Source organism: Bradyrhizobium sp. USDA 4486 (assembly GCF_054057995.1).
Genome location: NZ_JBSRZV010000001.1, coordinates 3,697,137 through 3,717,144, shown reverse-complemented (window position 1 = coordinate 3,717,144; position 20,008 = coordinate 3,697,137). Strand labels below are relative to the sequence as shown.

Genomic DNA, 20,008 nt, shown 5'->3' with positions numbered 1-20,008 from the left:
GATGGTGGGGCAGGGAGAGGCGGATGGCCGAGGGCGCAGCCGAGGACGACAGAGCGGGGCAGGCGCAAGGCCAACGTGAAGGCCAGCGCCGTCTCGCCCAATGGGTCCGCGACTACAGCCGTCTGCCCGGCATCCCCGACGAGTTTCTGGGGCCCGATGGCGCCCCCCGCGCGGTATGGAGCCGCTTCTTCGATGCCTTCAGCGCGCTGGCGCCCGACGAGGCTGAACGGCGCTTCGCCATGGCCGACCGTCACTTGCGCGAGGCCGGCGTCACCTACCGCGCGCCCGGCGACAGCGCCGACCGGCCCTGGTCGCTCAGCCACCTGCCGCTGCTGATCGACGAGGCCGACTGGCAGCAGCTCTCCGCCGGCATCACCCAGCGCGCCGAGCTTCTGGAGCTCGTGCTGCGCGACATCTATGGCGAGGGTCGGCTGGTCGCGGAGGGAGTGCTGCCTGCGGCCGCGATCGCCGGCAGTCCGGAATATCTCCGGCCCGTCTGCGGCGTGCCGCCGCCGGGCGGGCGCTATCTCTCGCTCTACGCCGCCGACGTCGGGCGCGGGCCCGACGGCCGCTGGTGGGTGCTCGGCGACCGCACCCAGGCGCCGTCGGGCGCCGGCTATGCGCTGGAGAACCGCCTGGTGCAGTCGCGGGCCTTCTCCGATCTCTACAAGTCGATGAACGTGCCGCGCGTCGCCCCGTTCTTCGAGGCGTTCCGCGATAGTCTTCGCGCGCGCGCCGATCGCGACGAGCCGCGTATCGGCGTGCTGACCCCGGGCAGCTTCAGCGAGACCTATTTCGAGCATGCCACGCTGGCGCGTTATCTCGGCTTCCTGCTGGTCGAGGGCGACGATCTCGCCGTCAGCGACAACCGCGTCCACATCCGCACCGTCGCCGGTCTCAAGCGGCTCGATGTGCTGCTGCGCCGGGTCGATTCCAACTCGCTCGATCCGCTCGAGCTCGATGCATCCTCGCATCTCGGCGTCCCCGGCCTCATCGACGTGCTGCGCAAGGACGGCGTCGTGGTCGCCAACATGCCGGGCTCGGGCGTCCTGGAGGCGAGGGCGCTGCTTGGCTTCCTGCCGGCGCTGAGCCGCCGCCTGCTCGGCGAGGAGCTGAAGATGCCGCACATCGCGACCTGGTGGTGCGGCCAGCGCAACGCGCGCGACGAGGTGCTGTCGCGCCTCGACGAGGTCGCGATCGAGGGCGCCTACCGCCGCGGCGTGCCCGGCTTCGAGAGCAAAGGCCCGGTGCTCGCGAGCGAGCTCGACGCAACCGGGCGCCAGCGCCTGGTCGACGCCATCAGCACGCGCGGCATGGACTATGTCGGCCAGGAGGTGGTGCGGCTCTCGACCATGCCGGTGTGGGAGCAGGGCCAGCTCACGCCGCGCCCGTTTGTGCTGCGCGTGTTCGCGGCCGCAACCCCGGACGGCTGGGCGATCATGCCGGGCGGCTTCTGCCGGATCGCCGAGCAGGCCGATGCCCGCGCGGTGTCGATGGGCGACGGCGCGCGCGCGGCCGACGTCTGGGTCGTCTCCGAGAAGAAGGTCTCGACCGCGACGCTGCTGCCGGCGACCGACAAGGTGCGCATTCGCCGCATCGCCGGCGTCTTGCCGAGCCGCGCCGCCGACAATCTGTTCTGGCTTGGCCGCTATCTTGAACGCGCCGAGGCGACGCTGCGCCTCGTGCGCGCGCTGGGCTCGCCGAGCGGGCCCAACAAGGGCACCGCGGCTTCAATGCAATCGGCCGACCGCATCCAGCGCCTGCTGGTGGCCTGGGGTGCGATCTCGCAGGCCTCGCGCGCGGCGCCAGGGCGCATCGTCGCCGAGGCCTTGCAGAGCACCGAGTGTTTCGGCTCGGCGCTGTCGCTGGTGCGCGCGGCCCAGCGCACCGCGACCTCCTTGCGCGAGCGGCTGTCGCCCGATGCCTGGCAGGTCATCACCGAGATGGCCGAGCGTCTCGCTATCGAGGTCGAGGACGACGACGACGTGCTGAGCGCGGCCGAGCTCACCTTGCAGGAGCTCGCGAGCTTTGCCGGCCTTGCGCAGGAGAACATGAACCGCGCCGCCGGCTGGCGCTTCCTCGACATTGGCCGCCGCGCCGAGCGCGCCATCAACACCACGCGCTTTGCACGTCAATTTGCATATGACGAGGCGGGCGACGAGGATCTCGACATCCTGCTGACACTGGTGGATTCCCAGATCACCTATCGCTCGCGCTATCTGCTGGCCCCGATCCTCGCGCCGGTGCGCGACCTCGCTGTGCTCGATCCCTACAATCCGCGGTCGGTCGCGTTCCAGGTCGCGACCTTGAACGAGCACATCGCGGCGCTGCCGAGCCTAAAGGAGCACGGCCTGATCGAGCAGCCGCAGCGGCTTGCGGTCGCCGTGCAGGCGATGCTCGCCACCGCGGAAGCCGAGAAGCTCGAGGTCAAGACCCTGTTCGGACTGGAGCAGGACCTGCTCAGCCTCGCCGAGGCGGTCGGGCTGCACTACTTCCCGCACGGCCCCAATGCCAGCCGGCCGGAAAAGCTGACGGGGCTGGCGTGATCTACGACATCCGTCACGTCACCACCTACGAATATGAAAGCCCGGTGAGCTTCGCCCGCTGCACGCTGCGGCTGGAGCCGCGAAGCGGTGGCGGCCAGGAGCTGATCTCGCACAGCGCCGAGATCCGTCCGCGTCCCTCCGAGCGCAATATCCGCCGCGATTTCTTCGGCACGCTGACCGAGAGCATCGTGATCGAGGCCGCGCACCGCAACTTGCGGATCGATTCACGTTCGCGTGTCTCCGTCGAGCGGCGGCCGCCGGCGCGCGATGCATCGAGCCCGCCTTGGGAGAGCGTTCGCGACATCGCCTTCGAAGCATCCAGCCTCGGGCCGTCCTCGCCGGTCGGCTATGTCTTTGCGAGCCCACTGGTGCCGGTGCTGCGCCCGGTCAGCGCCTATGCTGCGACGAGCTTTGCGCCCGGCACCGGCATCCTCGCCGGCGCGGTCGAGCTGATGCACCGCATCCGCACCGAATTCCGCTACGATCCCAAGGCCACCGCGATCTCGACGCCGCTCAACGAGGTCTTCGAGAAGCGCCACGGCGTCTGTCAGGATTTCGCCCATGTGATGATCGCAGGGCTGCGCGGGCTCGGCTTGCCGGCGGCCTATGTCAGCGGTTATTTGCGCACCATTCCGCCGCCGGGCCAGCCGCGCCTGCAGGGCGCCGACGCCACTCATGCCTGGGTGTCGCTGTGGTGCGGGGCGGAGCTTGGCTGGGTCGATCTCGATCCGACCAACGATTTGCTGGTCGCCAATGACCATATCGTGCTCGCGGTCGGCCGCGACTTCTCCGACGTCTCCCCTGTCGACGGCATCATCGTCGGCTCGCCAAAACAGAAGCTCGGCGTCGCCGTCGACGTGCTGCTGGTGGAGTGAATGCCGTGTTCTCGCTGCGGTCGCCCGGGCGTGCCGATCCGTTGCCGCAACCCCGATGTCGCACAGCACAACGGTAACATATTTCCGTCATCGCGTTCCGCGGGGGTTTGGTCACTTGGCCCGAGATGGGCTATGCTGGTCGTCGCGTCGAGGACGAGGATGAAACGTCGGGAGTTGGCGTGGGACACCACCGGCAAGCGGGGCTGCATCAAACGGGGCTGCATCCATGATGACGTTACCGAGGCTGGCGGCCGAAACCCTGGAGAAGATGCTGGGCTCGTTCATGCGCCGCAGGTACGACGAGTCCTATGCCCGGGTGGTGGAGGCCTCGACCCGCACCGCGATGGAATGCATCGGCAACAGCGATGCGCTCTATCACAATATCGAGCATACGATGCTGGTGACGCTGGCCGCCCAGGCGATCATGTTTGGCCGCAATCTGCATGCGCACATCGATGCCGAGGACTACATCCATGTCCTCATCGCCTGCCTTGCCCACGATATCGGCTATGTTCGTGGGTTGTTTCCGGAAGATGACGAGGACGGTTTCGTGATCGACGAGGCCGGCACCAAAGTGTCGCTGCCGCGCGGCGCATCGGATGCCAGTCTGATGATGTATCATGTTGACCGCTCCAAACTTTTCGTGAGGCGGCGGCTCCCGCCGATCCGCGGTCTCGACAGTGAGCGCGTCGCCCGCGCCATCGAGGGCACCCGCTTCCCGGCCCGCGAGGGGCAGGAGTATGACCACGAGGCCTCGATCCTCCGAGCCGCCGATTTCATCGGCCAGCTCGGCGATCCCAACTATCTGCGCAAAGCCAACGCGCTGTATTACGAGTTCGAGGAGGTCGGCATCAACCGCCAGCTCGGCTACGACTCGCCCGCCGACATCGTGAACCGCTATCCGCAATTCTACTGGAACAGCGTCGCACCGCACATTCAGACCGAGATCGGCTATCTCAACAAGACCGAGATCGGCCGGCAGTGGATCGCCAACCTCTACAGCAACGTGTTCCGCGCGGAGCGCGACATCTCGCTCTCCGGGCCGCAGAAGTAGCGGCGCGCTCGTCTCCGCGATTTTTCCCTTCTTTCGGGAACCTTTTCCAATCGCCGCCGTCCAAGCTGTGGGGCCGCTTCTGTCTGCGGCTCGTTGCAGGGGAGGCTTTGAATGACGTCACAAGCGCGCAGGCTGGAACGGGTTGCGGTGGCGCGGGCGCCGAGCGAGCGGCCGGACAGGGCGGAGGTCGAGCAGGCGGTCCGGACCATGATCCGCTGGGCCGGCGATGATCCCGCGCGCGACGGCCTGCGCGAGACGCCGGACCGCGTCGCGCGCGCTTTCGAGGAGTATTTTTCCGGCTATGCGCAGGACCCGAGCGAAATCCTGCAAAAGACTTTCGAGGAGATCGAGGGCTATGACGAGATGATCGTGCTGCGCGGCGTTCGCTTCGAGAGCCATTGCGAGCATCACATGGCGCCGATCGTCGGCCGCGCCTGGGTCGCCTACATCCCGAAGGGGCGCGTCGTCGGCATCAGCAAGCTTGCGCGCGTCGTCGACATCTACGCAAAACGTCTCCAGATCCAGGAGAAGATGACCGCGCAGATCGCCAACACGATCAACGACGTGCTGAGGCCCGAAGGCGTTGGCGTCATCATCAAGGCGACGCACCACTGCATGACCACGCGCGGCGCGCACAAGCCCGGGACCGATCTCGTCACCAGCCGCATGTTGGGTGTGTTCCGCGACAATGGGCTGACGCGGCAGGAGCTGCTGGGGCTCGCCAATTCGGACGATTGATCCGCAAGGAGACAGTGCCAGGGAGACGCACATGACCGAGGACAACAAGCCGAGTGGACCCGACCTCACCAATGGCGTGTCGCTGACCGAGTTCAAGGACGGTAAATTACTCGGCCATGTCGGCGAAGAGGATGTCCTCCTGGTACAAGCCGGCGGCGAGATTTTTGCGATCGAGCCGGCTTGCAGCCATTACCACGGTCCGCTCGCGGAAGGCCTCGTGGTCGACGACACCATCCGCTGTCCCTGGCATCACGCCTGCTTCTCCTTGCGCACGGGCGAGGCCACGCGCCCGCCGGCGCTGAATGCGCTGGCGGTCTGGGACGTCGCGCGCGACGGCGACAGGATCGTCGTTCAGCGCAAGCGTGAGGCCCCCAAACCGTCGGCAGCTCATCGCAGCGCCCCGACGCCGGAAAGATTCATCATCGTCGGCGGCGGTGCGGCGGGCTTCGCAGCGGCCGAGACGCTCCGGCGCGAGGGCTTTGCCGGCGCGATCACCATGCTCAGCAATGACGGCGCGATGCCGGTCGACCGTCCCAATCTCTCCAAGGACTATCTCGCCGGCAATGCGCCGGAGGACTGGCTGCCACTGCGCGGCGAGGACTATTATCAGGACGCCGACATCGACCTCAGGCTCAACACCAACGTCTCGGCGGTCGATCCGAAGGCGCGCAGCGTGACACTGGGCAATGGCGACAAGCTCCCGTTCGACCGGTTGCTGCTCGCCACCGGCGCCGAACCGGTCAGGCTCCAGGTCCCGGGCGCGGACCAGCCGCACGTTCACACCCTGCGCTCCGTCGCCGACAGCCGTGCCATCATCAAGGCGGCGGGCAGCGCCAAGCGTGCGCTGGTGATCGGCGCCAGCTTCATCGGCCTCGAGGTCGCGGCGTCACTGCGTGCGCGCAAGATCGAGGTGCATGTGGTCGCGCCCGAGGAACGGCCGATGCAAAAGGTGCTCGGCGCCGAGATGGGTGATTTCGTCCGGTCGCTGCACGAGGAGAACGGCGTCAACTTCCATCTCAAGGACACCGTCGAGAAGCTCGACGGGACCCGCGCCACACTGAAGAGCGGTGCCGTGATCGAGGCCGATCTCGTCGTGGTCGGCATCGGCGTCAAGCCGCGTCTGGCGCTGGCCGAGCAGGCCGGCCTTGCCGCCGATCGCGGCGTCAGCGTCAGCGAATTTTTGGAGACAAGTATCGCCGGCATTTTCGCCGCCGGCGACATCGCGCGCTGGCCCGATCCGCATGCGCGGCAAACCATCCGCGTCGAGCATTGGGTGGTGGCCGAGCGCCAGGGCCAGACCGCGGCGCGCAACATGCTCGGCAAGCGCGAGCGCTTCGAGGCCGTGCCGTTCTTCTGGAGCCAGCACTACGACGTGCCGATCAACTATGTCGGCCATGCCGAAAGCTTCGAGGACATCGCGATCGACGGCAGCATTTCCGGCAAGGACTGTGTTTTGAAGTACCGCAAGGGCGGCCGTGTCCTCGCCGTTGCTTCAATTTATCGCGACCTCGACAATCTCAAGGCCGAACTCGAGATGGAGCGCTCGCGCGCCTGATCCGCCGTCGTCGATCTTGATTTGCGTCAATGTTGCTGCCGCTGAGGGCTGCTCTGCTGGCTGTCGCCCCGGCGCGGCGCGTGCTATCCTGGCGTGTGCCTCCGGGCTTGCATGCAGGAGTGGCCGCCATGACAAGTGCTTCGGATACGACTCATCCTTCAAGCCTCGGCTCGGGCATCACGGCGCTTCACGCCAAATGGGGCTGGATCGTCGCCCTCGGCGTCGTCTATCTCATTGCCGGCTTCATCGCGCTCGGCAGCATGGTGATGGCGACGGTCGCGAGCGTGATCGTGGTCGGCGCCATGATGATCGTCGCCGGCGCAACCGAGATCATCGGCGCGTTCCAGATGAAGAGCTGGGGCAGGTTCCTGATCTGGGCCTTGCTCGGCGTGCTCTACGTCATCGCCGGCTTCCTCACCTTCGAGAATCCGCTGTTCGCGGCAGTCCTGCTGACGCTTTTCCTCGGCGTATCGCTGATCGCCTCCGGCGCGGTCAGGCTGTTCCTCGCCTTCAGCATGAAGCGCGAGAGCCCGTGGGTGTGGGTGGCGCTCTCGGCCGCCATCACGCTGCTGCTTGGCCTCCTGATCGTGGCGCGCTGGCCGGTGAACAGCGTCTACATCCTCGGCCTGTTCCTCGGCATCGACCTGATCATGGCCGGGGCCGGCTGGATCAGCCTCGGCTTCAGCCTGAAGCGTCGCGGGTAGAGCCGGATAAGGCTTGGCTCACTCGATGCGTGCCTGACGCTCGGATCACCTCTCCCCGATGGGGAGAGGTGAAGCGGAGACTCGTGCGCCGGCGTACCAGCAACTCGACGCAAGACCATCTTGCGGAACTCCGCTGAGCTGACGTGCTGACGAGAAGGAGCGCGCCGCGTGTCGTCTCGTGCGGCGACGATCATCGGGGAGAAGCCATGAAAGCCGCTTTGGCCCTGGCCGCAGCGCTGGCTGCCGCCTGCCTGTCCACGCCCGTGTTCGCGCAGAAGTCCTACGGTCCCGGTGTCAGCGACACCGAGATCAAGATCGGCAACACCATGCCCTACAGCGGCCCGGCATCGCCGCTCGGCATCACCGGCCGGGTGATCTCCGCCTATTTCGACGAGGTCAACGAGAAGGGCGGGGTCAACGGCCGCAAGCTCAACCTGATCTCGCTCGACGACGCGTTTTCGCCGCCGAAGACCATGGAGGCCGCGCGGCGCCTCGTGGAAGGCGAGGGCGTCGCCTTCATCTTCGCGACCATGGGCACCGCGCCGAGCTCGGCGATCGCGAAATATCTCAACAGCAACAAGGTACCGCAGATCTTCCTGATCAGCTCGGCCTCGAAATGGAACGATCCCGCCAACATGCCGTGGTCGATGGCGCTGCCCTGGGCGCCGAACTATACCAGCGAGGCCGCGATCGACGTCGCCTATGCCCGCGCCAAGAACCCGAACGCGCGCTTTGCGGTGCTCTACCAGAACGACGACGCCGGCAAGGAATATTTCCGCGGCGTCAAGGAGGCGCTCGGCGCCGACGCCGACAAGGCGATCGCGATGGCGTCGAGCTTCGAAGTCACCGATCCCACCGTCGATTCCCAGGTGCTGACGCTCGCCAACACCAAGGCCGACGTCTTCATGATCTATTCGGTGACGCCGCGCGCCTGCGCGCAGGCGATCCGCAAGGCGCATGAGGTCGGCTGGCAGCCGACGCGCTTCCTCGCGAGCGGCTGCGCCAACAAGGCGACGGTGATGACGCCCGCCGGCCTCGATGCCGGCAAAGGGGTGCTGTCGCTCGGCTCGCTGAAACCGTTCCTCGAGCAGCCGAAGGACGATCCGGCGATGACGGCCTATATCGAGTTCATGAAGAAGCGCCTGCCCAATGCCGACATCAACAATGTCGCTGGCCTCTACGGCTACACTGTTGCCGAGGCGCTGGTGGTGCTGCTCAAGCAATGCAAGGACAATCTGACGCGCGAGAACATCATGGCGCAGGCGGCCAATCTGAAGAACGTGCCGCTGTCGCTGCTGATGCCCGGCATCACTCTCAACACCACGCCGCAGGATTTCCGCCCGATCAAGGACGGCTACATGCTCCAGTTCGACGGCAACGACTGGGTGGTGGCGAGCGAGCTGCTGCGCGGGACGTGAGGCGCGATACATCTACGGCGTCATGGCCGGGCTTGTCCCGGCCATCCACGTCTTGCTCCTGGCACAAAAGAACGTGGATGCCCGGGACAAGCACGGGCATGACGACCTCAAATGTCGCGGACAGGAGACCACCATGGACTTTCAACACTCCGGCCGTTCGCTGGAGCTGCAGGAGCGCGTCCGCCAGTTCATGCGAACGCACGTCGAGCCGGTCGAGGAGCTCTATTACGAGCAGGTGAAGCTGGAGGCCGCGCGCTACAAGACGCCCCCCCGTGCTGCAGGATCTGAAGCGGCTGGCGCGCGAGCAGGGGCTCTGGAACCTGTTTCTGTCGGGAGAGCACGGTCCGGGTCTCTCCAACCTCGAATATGCGCCGGTGAAGGAGATCATGGGCCGCATCCTCTGGGCGCCCGAGGTGTTCAACTGCTCGGCGCCCGATGTCGGCAACATGGAGGTGCTTAGCCATTACGGCACCAAGGCGCAGCAGGAGCGCTGGCTGAAGCCCCTACTTGAGGGGCGCATCCGCTCCGGCTTCTCGATGACGGAGCCGCAGGTCGCCTCCAGCGACGCCACCAACATCCAGTGCGAGATCAAACGCGACGGCGCCGACTACGTCATCAACGGCCGCAAATGGTTCACCTCGGGCGCGATGAACGAGGACTGCGAGATCCTGATCGTGATGGGCAAGACTGCCCCTGATGATCCCGACCGCCATCGCCAGCAATCCATGATCCTGGTGCCCCGGAACACCCCCGGCGTCCACATCGTCCGCGACATGCTCACTTTCGGCTACGACGATGCGCCGGTCGGTCATCCCGAGATCGTCTATGAGAATGTCCGCGTACCCGCCGAGAACATGCTGCTCGGCGAGGGCCGCGGCTTCGAGATCGCGCAGGGGCGGCTCGGCCCCGGCCGCATCCATCATTGCATGCGGCTGATCGGCTGCGCCCAGCGTGCCCTGGAATTGATGTGCCGGCGCTCCGTGTCGCGGGTCGCCTTCGGCAAGCCGCTCGCTGAGCAGGGCTCGGTGCGCGAGGACGTCGCGCACTCCTTCTGCGAGATCGCGCAGGCGCGGCTCTTGACGCTGCAGGCCGCCGACAAGATGGACCGCGAAGGCAACAAGGCCGCGCGCGATTTGATCGCCGCGGCCAAGATTGTGGTGCCCAGCATGGCCGCCCGCGTCATCGACCGCGCCATCCAGATCCACGGCGCCGCCGGCGTGTCGCAGGATACGTTCCTCGCGCGCGCCTATGTCTACGCCCGCTTCATCCGCATCGGCGACGGGCCGGATCAGGTGCACCTTGCCGCGGTCGGCAAGGAGCTGATCAAGCGCGGCGGGGTGATGGGATAATTCGCGAGAAGCTAACTAAAGCCCGATAAGTTTGGTTGACTCGGTATGCGCTCAGAATTCAGTTCACCTCTCCCCAACGGGAGAGGTGAACCACCGACAGCCCGCCGAACCGAGTTTCATCATGCTCTCGCCCCCCGGCGCGACGCATGCGCAGGTCGGCACCGAAGGGCACCGGCGCAACCCTATATGTTATAATGGTGTTATCCATGAGAATGAGAACGCCGCCGCTCTGCGGCAGAATCCTGCCGTTCCTGTTCGGGACGACGCGACATAGGGCCTGCCCCGGCAATGACATGGCATTATTTCGGGCCATTGCGGCATTGTTTCAGATCATTGTAGCACAATAGTAACGACTACCGTCGAGAGTGGCGCTGAGCGCGCTCTACGGCAGGTTCACGCAGGTGAAGGGAATAGACCGCTTCCGCCCGCGAAGAGCGCTTTTGCCGGCCTCACGAGAGGCGGTCGCGCCCCGACTATGTCAGGAAGCAATTTCAGCATGAAGCACCGTTGGATGATTGTGGCCGCGATCCTGCTGACGGCCTTGCTCGTTCAGATGCCCGTCGTTCTCAACGCGGACCTGGGCTGCCTGTTGACCGCAGGCGAGAAGGTTCTCGATGGCGGCAAGCTCGGGGTCGACGTCTTCGAGGTCAATCCGCCGCTCTCGGTCTATCTCTACATGCCCGCGCTGATGCTCGCGCATGCGACCGGCCTTGCGCCCGAGATCTTCGTGATCATCCTGGTGATGATCGAGATCGTCGTCGCGCTCATCGTGATCGACCGCGCCGCTGCGGCGGCAGGGCTGGAGGCTGGCGAGAGAAATCTTGCAACTTGCCTGCTCGCGTTCCTGTTCGCAATTCTTCCCAGCGCCGTCTTCGGCCAACGCGAACACATCGCCGTCATTGCGCTGACCCCTTTTGTCGCGATCACCGCGATCCGCTGGCGCGGCCTTGGTCCAGGACCCGTTGCGGTCGTGGCGGGGCTGGGGGCCGGACTCGCCATGAGCATCAAGCCGTATCTTGCGCTCGTGGCAGGCGTGCCGATCATCCTTGCCGCCTTGCGCCAGCGTTCGCTCAGGCCCTTGTTCAGCGCTGAAGCCTGTGCAGCCACCGCCGTCGTCATCGGCTATGGCGCGGTGCTCACTCTCGCATTTCCCGACTATCTGTTCACCTATGCTCCGATGGTCGCGGCCACCTATGTGCCGTTGAGGATGAATCTGAGCGATCTGCTGTATTTCCCGGCGATCGTGATCTTCGCGTCCATCGCGTTTCTGCGCCTTGTGGCTCCGCAACAGTTCAAGCTGGACGGCGACGCAACTCCGTGGCTCGCCGCAGCGATTGGCGGCGCCGCGAGTTTCGTTCTGCAAGGCAAGGGCTGGACCTACACGGCCTTCGCGCTCTGCATGTTCGCGATCGCCGCGCCGTTGCTGCAGGCTCGCACGAGGACGTTGCGCCCGCCGGTGATGGTCGGCGGCCTCGCTGCCATCGTGTTCATCGGATTCTGCCTGTCCGTGCCGGTGCGGCACTTTCCTCCGCTGAAGGAGCGTATCGAGGCCCTCGTCAAAAACCCGCGGCTGATCACGATCACCGATCACGTCGCTCTCGGGCATCCGCTCGTCCGCCAGATCAATGGGACCTGGGCGGGCAAGTCCTGTGTGCAAATGCTGGCGGCCGGCGCGATGATGCAGCAGAAAAACGCGCAGCTCAGTCAGGGCGAGCGGGCGAAGCTGGACGGCATCATCGATCTCGAACGGCGGCAACTCCTGGCCGACCTGCGCAGCGGCCGCCCAGATGTGATTCTGGTGGACACCTACATGTTGAGCTCGGTTCCGTTCGATTGGCTGGCCTGGGCCAATTCGGATCCCGAGCTCAAGGTCGAGCTGAGCCACTATCGTGAGGTCGAGGATGTCGGCCGCGTCCGAATCTTCGTCGATCAAAAAGCCATTTCGGAGCGATGAAGCATGATCCGGACCCGGAGGGCCGCGTTAGCGCAAAATGCGAAGCGGCTTTCCCTCGCGACAAACGCGGAACGCGTTTGCGCGGAGATCATGCGCAAGCAACGACCTGAAGCGATGACGATTCATCATCTCATCGCGCTTTGGTCCCGGGACGGCTGATCCGGTCCTGACCCGGCGCGACATGTTGTCGATGCCAACCCGTCATCATCTGTTCAAAATCCGCGGCTAGTCTCTGCGTCGACGATCGGTTCGCCGGATGTACGCGGGCGGGTCGCAAGCCTCGGCCCGCATGCCGAGGCTTTTCGTTGTCGAGGCCTCCGCCACGGGAATGGCTGCGCAGGCCGCGCGAGACCCGGCATCATTCTTTGAGGGGGCGCATTTGTCCGAACGCTCCATTTTGGCACAAACTGCATAATTTGCCCGACCTAACCCATGTTAAGCTTGGGCATGGGTAACGAGCTTCTCCTGCGTATCATCGCCATCGCGGCCGGTGCTTTCACTCTGGCCGCCGTCTCTGTGCTCATCTTCAATCATTGATCTATCTCAAGCCGTGCATGTTGCCCGGGCGTTCATGCTGAGGGCAGGACACCGGGACGGAGTGCAACGATGCGACCGTGGGCGATGCATTCGCTGGCTTGGGGGCTGACGGCGATCGGCCTGATCGTCCTCGCCTCTATGATGATCTAAAGCGCGATGAGATCGGGGCGAATCGTCATCGCGCTTTAGATTGTTGCTTGAGCATCATCTCCGCGCAAACGCGTTCTGCGTTTGTCGCGAGGAAAAACCGCTGCGCACTTTGCGCTGACGCGGCCCTTCGGGGCCGGATCATGCTCTCGGGCTGCCGCCGGCCACGCAAGCGGTTAGCTGGTCTAGCTGCGTTTTCTTCGCGGCTCGTGATGGCGGAGCGCATCGACGATCACCTTGAACGCAGCTGAGTTCTGCCGCGAGGTCGGATAGTAGATGTAGTAGCCGTCGAACATCGGCGACCAATCCTCGAGCACGACGACGAGCTCGCCGGACCGGATCTGCCGCGTCACCATGTCTTCGGGCACATAGGCGATGCCGAAGCCTTTCACGGCGGCGTCGATCATCGCGCGGGAGTCGTTGAAGGTCAGTTGCCCCTCGACCCGCACCCGGAGATCGGGACCATTCTTGGCGAACTCCCACACGTAATGACCGCCGGCCGCGGCGCGCCGCTTGATGCAGACGTGCTTCAGGAGGTCTTGCGGATGCTTCGGCTTCGGATGTTCCTTCAGATATGCGGGCGAGGCGACCGCGACGAGCCGCCAGTCCGGACCGATGCGCACCGCGATCATGTCTTTCTCGACGCTCTCGCCGAGGCGGACGCCCGCGTCGAAGCCGTCTTCGACGATGTTGCGGAAAGCCGTGTCGAGGCTGAACTCGACCTTGATGTCTGGATATTGCTTCAGGACCGGCACCAGCTTCGGCCAGACCGCTTTGTCGAGCGCGTGTTCCGAGAGCGTGATCCGGACGGTGCCCGACGGCTTGTCGCGCAGGGACATCAGCGCCGCGATGTCGCGCTCGATCTCTTCGATGCGCGGCGCAACCGATTGCAGAAGCCGCTCGCCGGCCTCGGTCAAGCCGACGCTGCGGGTCGTGCGCGTGAGCAGCCGCAGGCCCATCTGCGCTTCCAGCCGCTTGATCGTATGGCTGAGCGTCGATTGCACGACGCCCAGTTTCGCGGCGGCCTTCGTGAAACTGCGCTCGCGGGCAACGGCCACGAAAGCCAGGAGATCGTTGAAATCCTGAGCTGCCATGGCCGCTACTATTCATGGCTACCATCGATTAATGCAAGCAAATTATGCCGGCTATTCGAACGCCAGGGGCCGCTAGATGTCGCCGTGAACACCAGGCGCTTCGCAACACATGGATCCCGATGGACCTCACGATCGATCGAGAGACAACGCGGAGCGCGGTTTTCGCGCTATCGCTTTGTGCCGCCACGCTGGTCGCGTCCGAGTTCATGCCTGTCAGCCTGCTCACGCCGATTGCCAGCAGCCTTCAGCTGACGGAAGGCCAAGCCGGGCAAGCCATTTCCGTATCGGGGCTGTTCGCAATCCTCACCAGCCTTTTCATCTCGGCGGCGAGGCGCGGTGCCGATCGGCGGACCGCGGGCAATGCTTGAAGCACTGCAGCAACCATCACCTCAGAGGATACAACATGCAAATTCGCCAAGCAGGCTCGCAACCGTCAGTCCAGGCTCCGGCGGAATATTTCACGGGCACGGTCCGTATCGATCCCTTGTTTCCTGCCGTCGATCCGTCTCGCGTCGCCGGCAATCACGTCACCTTCGAGCCCGGCGCGCGCACGGCGTGGCACACGCATCCGTTTGGTCAGACGCTCATCGTGACCTCAGGCCTCGGCCGCGTGCAGCGTTGGGGCGGACCGGTCGAAAACATCCGTCCCGGTGACGTGGTCTCGTTCGAACCCGGCGAGAAGCACTGGCATGGCGCGTCCGCCACGTCCGCCATGAGCCATATCGCGATTCAGGAATCGCTCGACGGCAACCCGGTCACATGGATGGAACGGGTGACGGACGAGCAATACGGCGCCCCACAGCCAAAGGAGCATGACAATGAAAGCAACCGTTCTCTACGGGCCCGGCGATATCCGCTACGAAGGCGTCAACGATCCGAAGATCCTTCACCCCACTGACGCCATCATCAAGCTGTCGGCCACCTGCATCTGCGGCTCCGATCTCTGGCCTTATCGCGGCCTGCAACCGCAGGACGGACCGATGCATATGGGGCATGAATATTGCGGTGTGGTCGTCGAGGTCGGCAGCGCGGTGCGGACCATCAGGCCCGGTCAGTTCGTCGTCGGCTCGTTCTGCGTGTCGGACAACACCTGCCCGCATTGCAAATTCGGCTTCCAGTCGTCGTGTGAGCAGCGTGAGTTCATGTCGGGCGCGCAAGCCCCTTACGCGCGCGTTGCGCTCGCCGACGGCACGCTGGTCGCAACCAGGGAGATGCCGGGGAGCGACCTCATCCCGCATCTGCTCGCCACTTCCGACGTGCTCGGGACCGGCTGGTATGCGGCCGATGCCGCGGACGTGAAGCAAGGCTCCGTGGTCGCGGTGGTCGGCGACGGCGCGGTCGGCCTCATGGGCGTGCTTGCCGCGAAGGAGATGGGTGCGGAGCGCATCATCGCCATGAGCCGGCACCAGACGCGGCAGGATCTCGCCCGCGCGTTCGGCGCCACCGATATCGTCGTCGAGCGCGGCGCAGAAGGCATCGCGCGCGTCAAAGAGGTGACCCGGGGCGTCGGCGCCGACTCGGTGCTCGAATGCGTCGGCACGCCGGAAGCGATGTCACAGGCGCTCGAAATTGCGCGGCCCGGCGGCACGATCGGCTATGTCGGTGTTCCCCACGGCGTGACCTTCGATGCCCAGGCGTTGTTCTTCGGCCAGCGGCGCATGCTGGGCGGTCCTGCTCCGGTGCGGCGGTTCCTGCCCGATCTGATGGACCGGGTGCTCAATGGACTCATACAGCCGGGCAAGGTGTTCGATCTGACGCTGCCGATCGATCAGGTCGCCGAAGGCTACAAGGCGATGGACCAGCGCCGCGCGATCAAGACGCTGCTGACGGTGTGACGGCGGAGCAGCCTTCTATCGGGAGCGGCTTTGCAGGCTCCCGATCAGCTGCCCCACGAGCTCATCGATCTTGCCCAGCGCCGTTGGCGCATCGAGATACTCGATATCGTCCACGTCCCAGTACTCGACACGATGGGCGACGGCGGCAAAGCGGCGCTCGATCATGGGGCGATGCTCGGCGTCCTTCAGGGCGACCACGAGCCCAGCTCGTGCAAAATCGTCCTGCGTGCAGAGCTCCGGATGCCGCGTAGCGCCTCCCGGCGCGATGCCCTTCGCTTGCAGGGCCTCGAGCGTATACGGCGAGATGGGCCCGACGTTCTCGGGCGAGAGTTTTTCGGCAACGGCGCGCGAGAAGGCATGCCAACCCAGTCCCTCGCGCGTGGCGCGATGGTTGAAGATCTCTTCGGCGTAGCGGCTGCGGTAGTAATTGCCGGTGCAGAGAAACAGCACGCGATTGTTCTTGTTCATTGAGCTGTGCTTCCAGGGATGACTGTCTTTGCCGTTTGCGGCAGCCCGCGTGGTTCGCGACGAATGAAATCACCGTGCTCGCGAGGGCGGCAATTGCGACCGAATGCCTACACAGCCCAGCGGTGGTCGGATCGGGGATGCAGGCATCGTGCGCCACGGGGTAGGGTTGGCATGCTGACATCATGCCAGTGTTTTGCCCGACGTGTCAAAGGAAATTCGTAAAATCCGCACAGCCGCTGCACGGGGCAGGCAAGCCGTTGATAAGTCTCGGTCGGCTACTGTGCATGGGGTTGTTTTGATATTCTTGTTGGAGCAGGGCAGCGGCCACGTTCCGGCGGCCGATGCGCGATGAACTCGTCATCCCGCCTTGGCGATGCGGCTGTCCGCCGTGCCCGAGCGCAGGTTCTGGAAGAATTTTTCCACCTCGCGCGACAGCGTCTCGGCCGTTGCAGTCAGGCTGCTCGCTGCCGTCAGCACGGAGGAGGCCGCCGTGTCGGTCTCGCCGATGGCGTCGCGCAGCGAGGTGATGTTGACGACCAGCGTTTCGTTGCCCTGCGCCGCGCTCTGCGCATTGGAGGATATCTCGCGCGTGGCCTGGTCCTGCTGGCCGATGGCGCCCGCGATCGCCGAGGTGACCTCGTTGATCTCGCGCACCGCGCCACCGATCTCGCGCACGGCGTCGACCGCATTGCGGGTGGAGGCCTGGATCATCGACACGTTCTCGCCGATTTCGGCGGTGGCCTTGGCGGTCTGGCCCGCCAGCGCCTTCACCTCGTGGGCGACCACGGCAAAGCCGCGGCCGGCATCGCCGGCGCGGGCGGCTTCGATGGTGGCATTGAGCGCGAGCAGGTTGGTCTGCTCGGCGATCGCCTGGATGAGATTGAGCACGCCGTCGATGCGCTGGGTGGCGGCCGCAAGGCTCTCGATCTCGGCAATCGATTTCTCGGTGCGCTGGCCGGTCTGCTCGACCGCGCTCGCGGACTGACGCACCTGGCGGCCGATCTCCTCCACCGACGCCGACAGCTCCTCGGCCGCGCCCGCCACCGCGGTGACGTTGCGTGAAGCTTGCTCGGTGGCGCTGGCCGCCGTGCCGGCGCGGCCGCTGGCGTTCGCGGTGGCGCGTGTGATGGTCTGCGCGGTCTCGCGCATGACGGTGGCATTGTCGGTGAGGCCGCGCATGATCGCGCCGATCGCCTCGCGGAACGACTCGACGGATGTCTCGATGTGGCGGGCGCGCTGCTCGCGCGTCGCGGCCTCTTGCGAGACCTGCGAGGCCAGATTGCGGTTGCGGTCCATGGCCTCCTGGAAGACCTGGATCGCGCGCGCCAGCGCGCCGATCTCGTCGGCGCGCTCGGTGTGCGGCACCGTGACATCCTTGGCGCCGTCGGCGACCTGCTTGATGGTTGCGGTGATCGCCGAGAGCGGCCGCGCGATCGAGCGGGCGATGATGACGATGCCGATCACGACCAGCACCAGCGCCACGCCGCCGAGGCAGGTCAGGACGAAGGACAGCGTGCGGTTGGTCTCGGTCTCCCGCGCGATCTGCTTGGCGCGCTCGGCATAGACCTTGGACAGCGCCTCGAGGTCCTTGTTCAGCGCCGAGCGCACGGAACGGTTGGCGTCGTTGTCGCCCCACTCGCGGCCCGCGGCCGCATTGATCTCGACGGCGCGGCGCACCAGCTCCTTGCGGAACTCGACGAACTGCTCGATGCGCTTCTTGAAGGTCGCGAACTGCTCGGCGTCGTCCGCCTTGACGATGGTCTCCCATCGCTTCACGACCTCGAGGATCTGCGCGTTGAACTTGAGCAGGCCATCGCCGTATTTCTTCACGACGGCGGGCTCCGTCGACATGTAGACGCCGCGCGACTCCATCACGACCGCGTAGACCAGTGAGTTGACCCGCTCGACGTTCAGCGCGGCGGCATTCGCGGTCTCGATCGCGTTGGTCAGCTCGGCGCTGCGGCGGCTGTTGTAGTCGGACAGCATCGCGATCGCCGCGGTCAGCAGAGCGAACAATGCGAAGATCGCATAGAGCTTGACGCTCAGCGTGAAACGGCCCGCCAGGCTGGCGGCATTCCCAGATCGTTCTGATGTCATGGTGCGGGCCCGAATGGCCGGGAGCGGCCGGAAAGTGCAGTCGTTTAAAATTGATACAAAACTATGCAGAACGAAGGTGGATGCAGCGTTAATGCGCGCGCTTCGCCCTTAGTCGAAGGAAAGGTAAGATATTTCAGCGTCTTGATCCGAAGCCATAGTTTCAGGATAGTCCCTGGAGTCGGCCGCTGGCCGACGACCCCCCGGAGAGGCCCTTGGTCTACCGCCACACCATCGACGCCACGACCTACACTTTCCCCGATCTGCGCGACCTGCTCGCCAAGGCGAGCCCGCCGCGCTCCGGCGACCGGCTGGCCGGGATCGCTGCCGGTAGTGCCGAGCAGATGATCGCGGCGCGGATGGCGCTGGCGGACGTCCCGCTCGGGCAGTTCTTGCGGGAAGCAATCATCCCCTATGAGGCCGACGAGGTCACCCGCCTCGTCATCGACAGCCACGACGCCAAAGCGTTTGCGCAGGTCTCCTCGCTCACGGTCGGCGCCTTCCGCGACTGGCTGCTGTCGGATGCGGCGACGCCCGAGGTCTTGCGCCAGCTCGCGTCCGGCATCACCCCGGAGATGGCGGCCGCGGTGTCGAAGCTGATGCGCAACCAGGATCTGGTCCTCACCGCGCGGAAATGCGAGGTCACCACCGCCTTCCGCAACACCATCGGCCTGAAGGGCCGGATCAGCACGCGGCTTCAGCCCAACCATCCGTTCGACGATGCCAGGGGCATCACCGCCTCGATCCTCGACGGCATTTTGCTCGGGGCTGGTGATGCCTGCATCGGCATCAATCCGGCCAGCGACGATCCGGCCGTGATCGCGCAATTGCTGCGGCTGCTCGACGAGATCATCGCGCGGTTGAAGATCCCGACGCAAGGCTGCGTGCTCACCCATGTCACGACCACGCTGTCGCTGATCGGGCAGGGCGTGCCTGTCGACCTCGTCTTCCAGTCGGTCGCCGGCACCGAGGCCGCCAACCGCAGCTTTGGCATCGACCTCGCTTTGCTGAAGGAGGCGCGAGAAGCCGGGCTGTCGCAGAGGCGCGGCACGGTCGGCGAGAACGTGATGTATTTCGAGACGGGCCAAGGCTCGGCGCTGTCAGCCAACGCCCATCACGGCGTCGACCAGCAGACCTGCGAGGCGCGCGCCTATGCGGTCGCCCGCGCCTTCACGCCGTTGCTGGTCAACAGCGTGGTCGGCTTCATTGGCCCGGAATATCTCTACGACGGCAAGGAGATCATCCGGGCAGGGCTCGAGGACCACTTCTGCGGCAAGCTGCTCGGCCTGCCGCTTGGCATCGACATCTGCTACACCAACCATGCCGAGGCGGACCAGGACGACATGGACAATCTGCTGACGCTGCTCGCGGCGGCCGGCGTCACCTTCATCATGGGCGTCCCCGGCGCCGACGACGTCATGCTGAATTACCAGTCCACGTCTTTTCACGACGCGCTCTATGTCCGCGACGTCTTCGGTCTGCGCCGCGCGCCGGAATTCGACGACTGGCTGGTGCAGTCAGGCATTGCGGGCGCCGATTTCCGCCTTGCCGGCGACGCGGGCCTGCTGCCCGATTTTGCCGCGCGGCTGATCGCGTGAGGCGCTCAAGCGCCTGCCTAGATCTCCCAAAGGAAACCATTG

At 65.4% G+C, this 20,008-nt stretch carries 14 protein-coding genes and 3 pseudogenes; 13 read left to right on the top strand and 4 right to left on the bottom strand.

Features of this window, described 5'->3' with window-relative positions; translation table 11 throughout:
* Positions 1–23: 23 nt before the first annotated feature.
* The 8 genes and pseudogenes from ACVWY3_RS18225 (at position 24) to ACVWY3_RS18190 (ending at position 10,239) form a co-directional block, all read left to right on the top strand.
* Positions 24–2,546 (top strand): circularly permuted type 2 ATP-grasp protein, encoded by a 2,523-nt coding sequence (locus ACVWY3_RS18225; protein ID WP_456839697.1) that lies wholly within the window; start codon positions 24–26, stop codon positions 2,544–2,546.
* Positions 2,543–3,421 carry a transglutaminase family protein gene (locus tag ACVWY3_RS18220; RefSeq protein ID WP_456839696.1) on the top strand — a complete coding sequence of 293 codons (879 nt, stop codon included), beginning with the start codon at positions 2,543–2,545 and terminating at the stop codon, positions 3,419–3,421. The genes ACVWY3_RS18225 and ACVWY3_RS18220 overlap by 4 nt, the downstream gene beginning before the upstream one ends.
* 226 nt (positions 3,422–3,647) lie before the next feature.
* Entirely contained in the window at positions 3,648–4,475 is an 828-nt protein-coding gene (locus ACVWY3_RS18215) for a metal-dependent phosphohydrolase (RefSeq protein WP_456839695.1), read from the top strand.
* 111 nt (positions 4,476–4,586) lie between these two features.
* Complete coding sequence (folE, locus tag ACVWY3_RS18210) at positions 4,587–5,213, top strand: GTP cyclohydrolase I FolE (RefSeq protein ID WP_456839694.1); 627 nt, start codon at positions 4,587–4,589, stop codon at positions 5,211–5,213.
* Between the two features lie 31 nt (positions 5,214–5,244).
* Positions 5,245–6,768 carry an FAD-dependent oxidoreductase gene (locus ACVWY3_RS18205; RefSeq protein ID WP_456839693.1) on the top strand — a complete coding sequence of 508 codons (1,524 nt, stop codon included), beginning with the start codon at positions 5,245–5,247 and terminating at the stop codon, positions 6,766–6,768.
* Between the two features lie 128 nt (positions 6,769–6,896).
* Positions 6,897–7,472 carry an HdeD family acid-resistance protein gene (locus ACVWY3_RS18200; RefSeq protein ID WP_456839692.1) on the top strand — a complete coding sequence of 192 codons (576 nt, stop codon included), beginning with the start codon at positions 6,897–6,899 and terminating at the stop codon, positions 7,470–7,472.
* 206 nt (positions 7,473–7,678) lie between these two features.
* Positions 7,679–8,890 (top strand): ABC transporter substrate-binding protein, encoded by a 1,212-nt coding sequence (locus ACVWY3_RS18195; RefSeq protein WP_456839691.1) that lies wholly within the window; start codon positions 7,679–7,681, stop codon positions 8,888–8,890.
* A 133-nt stretch (positions 8,891–9,023) separates the two neighbouring features.
* Positions 9,024–10,239 (top strand): annotated as a pseudogene (locus ACVWY3_RS18190) (acyl-CoA dehydrogenase family protein).
* 478 nt (positions 10,240–10,717) lie between these two features.
* Here ACVWY3_RS18190 and ACVWY3_RS18185 read toward each other — a convergent pair.
* Positions 10,718–10,939: a hypothetical protein gene (locus ACVWY3_RS18185; RefSeq protein WP_456839690.1), complete on the bottom strand. Its 222-nt coding sequence runs from the start codon at positions 10,937–10,939 to the stop codon at positions 10,718–10,720.
* A gap of 42 nt (positions 10,940–10,981) precedes the next feature.
* Between ACVWY3_RS18185 and ACVWY3_RS18180 the strand changes: the two genes are divergently transcribed.
* Entirely contained in the window at positions 10,982–12,193 is a 1,212-nt protein-coding gene (locus ACVWY3_RS18180; RefSeq protein ID WP_456839689.1) for a hypothetical protein, read from the top strand.
* Positions 12,194–13,062: 869 nt separating this feature from the next.
* On the opposite strand, the gene ACVWY3_RS18175 is transcribed toward ACVWY3_RS18180, so the two are convergent.
* On the bottom strand, positions 13,063–13,971 hold the full coding sequence (locus tag ACVWY3_RS18175) for a LysR family transcriptional regulator (protein WP_456839688.1): 909 nt from the start codon (positions 13,969–13,971) through the stop codon (positions 13,063–13,065).
* A 119-nt stretch (positions 13,972–14,090) separates the two neighbouring features.
* Between ACVWY3_RS18175 and ACVWY3_RS18170 the strand changes: the two are divergent.
* The 3 genes and pseudogenes from ACVWY3_RS18170 to ACVWY3_RS18160 form a co-directional block, all read left to right on the top strand.
* Positions 14,091–14,321 (top strand): annotated as a pseudogene (locus ACVWY3_RS18170) (MFS transporter); the annotation flags it as partial.
* 53 nt (positions 14,322–14,374) lie between these two features.
* Positions 14,375–14,761: pseudogene (locus tag ACVWY3_RS18165) on the top strand ((R)-mandelonitrile lyase); the annotation flags it as partial.
* Between the two features lie 28 nt (positions 14,762–14,789).
* The gene (locus ACVWY3_RS18160) at positions 14,790–15,806 is read left to right on the top strand and encodes a zinc-dependent alcohol dehydrogenase family protein (protein WP_456839687.1); all 1,017 of its coding nucleotides are present in this window, start codon (positions 14,790–14,792) and stop codon (positions 15,804–15,806) included.
* A gap of 15 nt (positions 15,807–15,821) precedes the next feature.
* Here the strand turns inward: ACVWY3_RS18160 and ACVWY3_RS18155 are convergent, their stop codons facing one another.
* Both ACVWY3_RS18155 and ACVWY3_RS18150 read right to left on the bottom strand, forming a co-directional pair.
* Positions 15,822–16,274, bottom strand: a complete 453-nt coding sequence (locus ACVWY3_RS18155; RefSeq protein ID WP_456839686.1) for an arsenate-mycothiol transferase ArsC — start codon at positions 16,272–16,274, stop codon at positions 15,822–15,824.
* Between the two features lie 357 nt (positions 16,275–16,631).
* Positions 16,632–18,371 (bottom strand): methyl-accepting chemotaxis protein, encoded by a 1,740-nt coding sequence (locus ACVWY3_RS18150; RefSeq protein ID WP_456839685.1) that lies wholly within the window; start codon positions 18,369–18,371, stop codon positions 16,632–16,634.
* 212 nt (positions 18,372–18,583) lie between these two features.
* Here ACVWY3_RS18150 and ACVWY3_RS18145 point away from each other — a divergent pair, with 212 nt between their 5' ends.
* Entirely contained in the window at positions 18,584–19,966 is a 1,383-nt protein-coding gene (locus tag ACVWY3_RS18145) for an ethanolamine ammonia-lyase subunit EutB (RefSeq protein ID WP_456839684.1), read from the top strand.
* Positions 19,967–20,008: the final 42 nt, after the last annotated feature.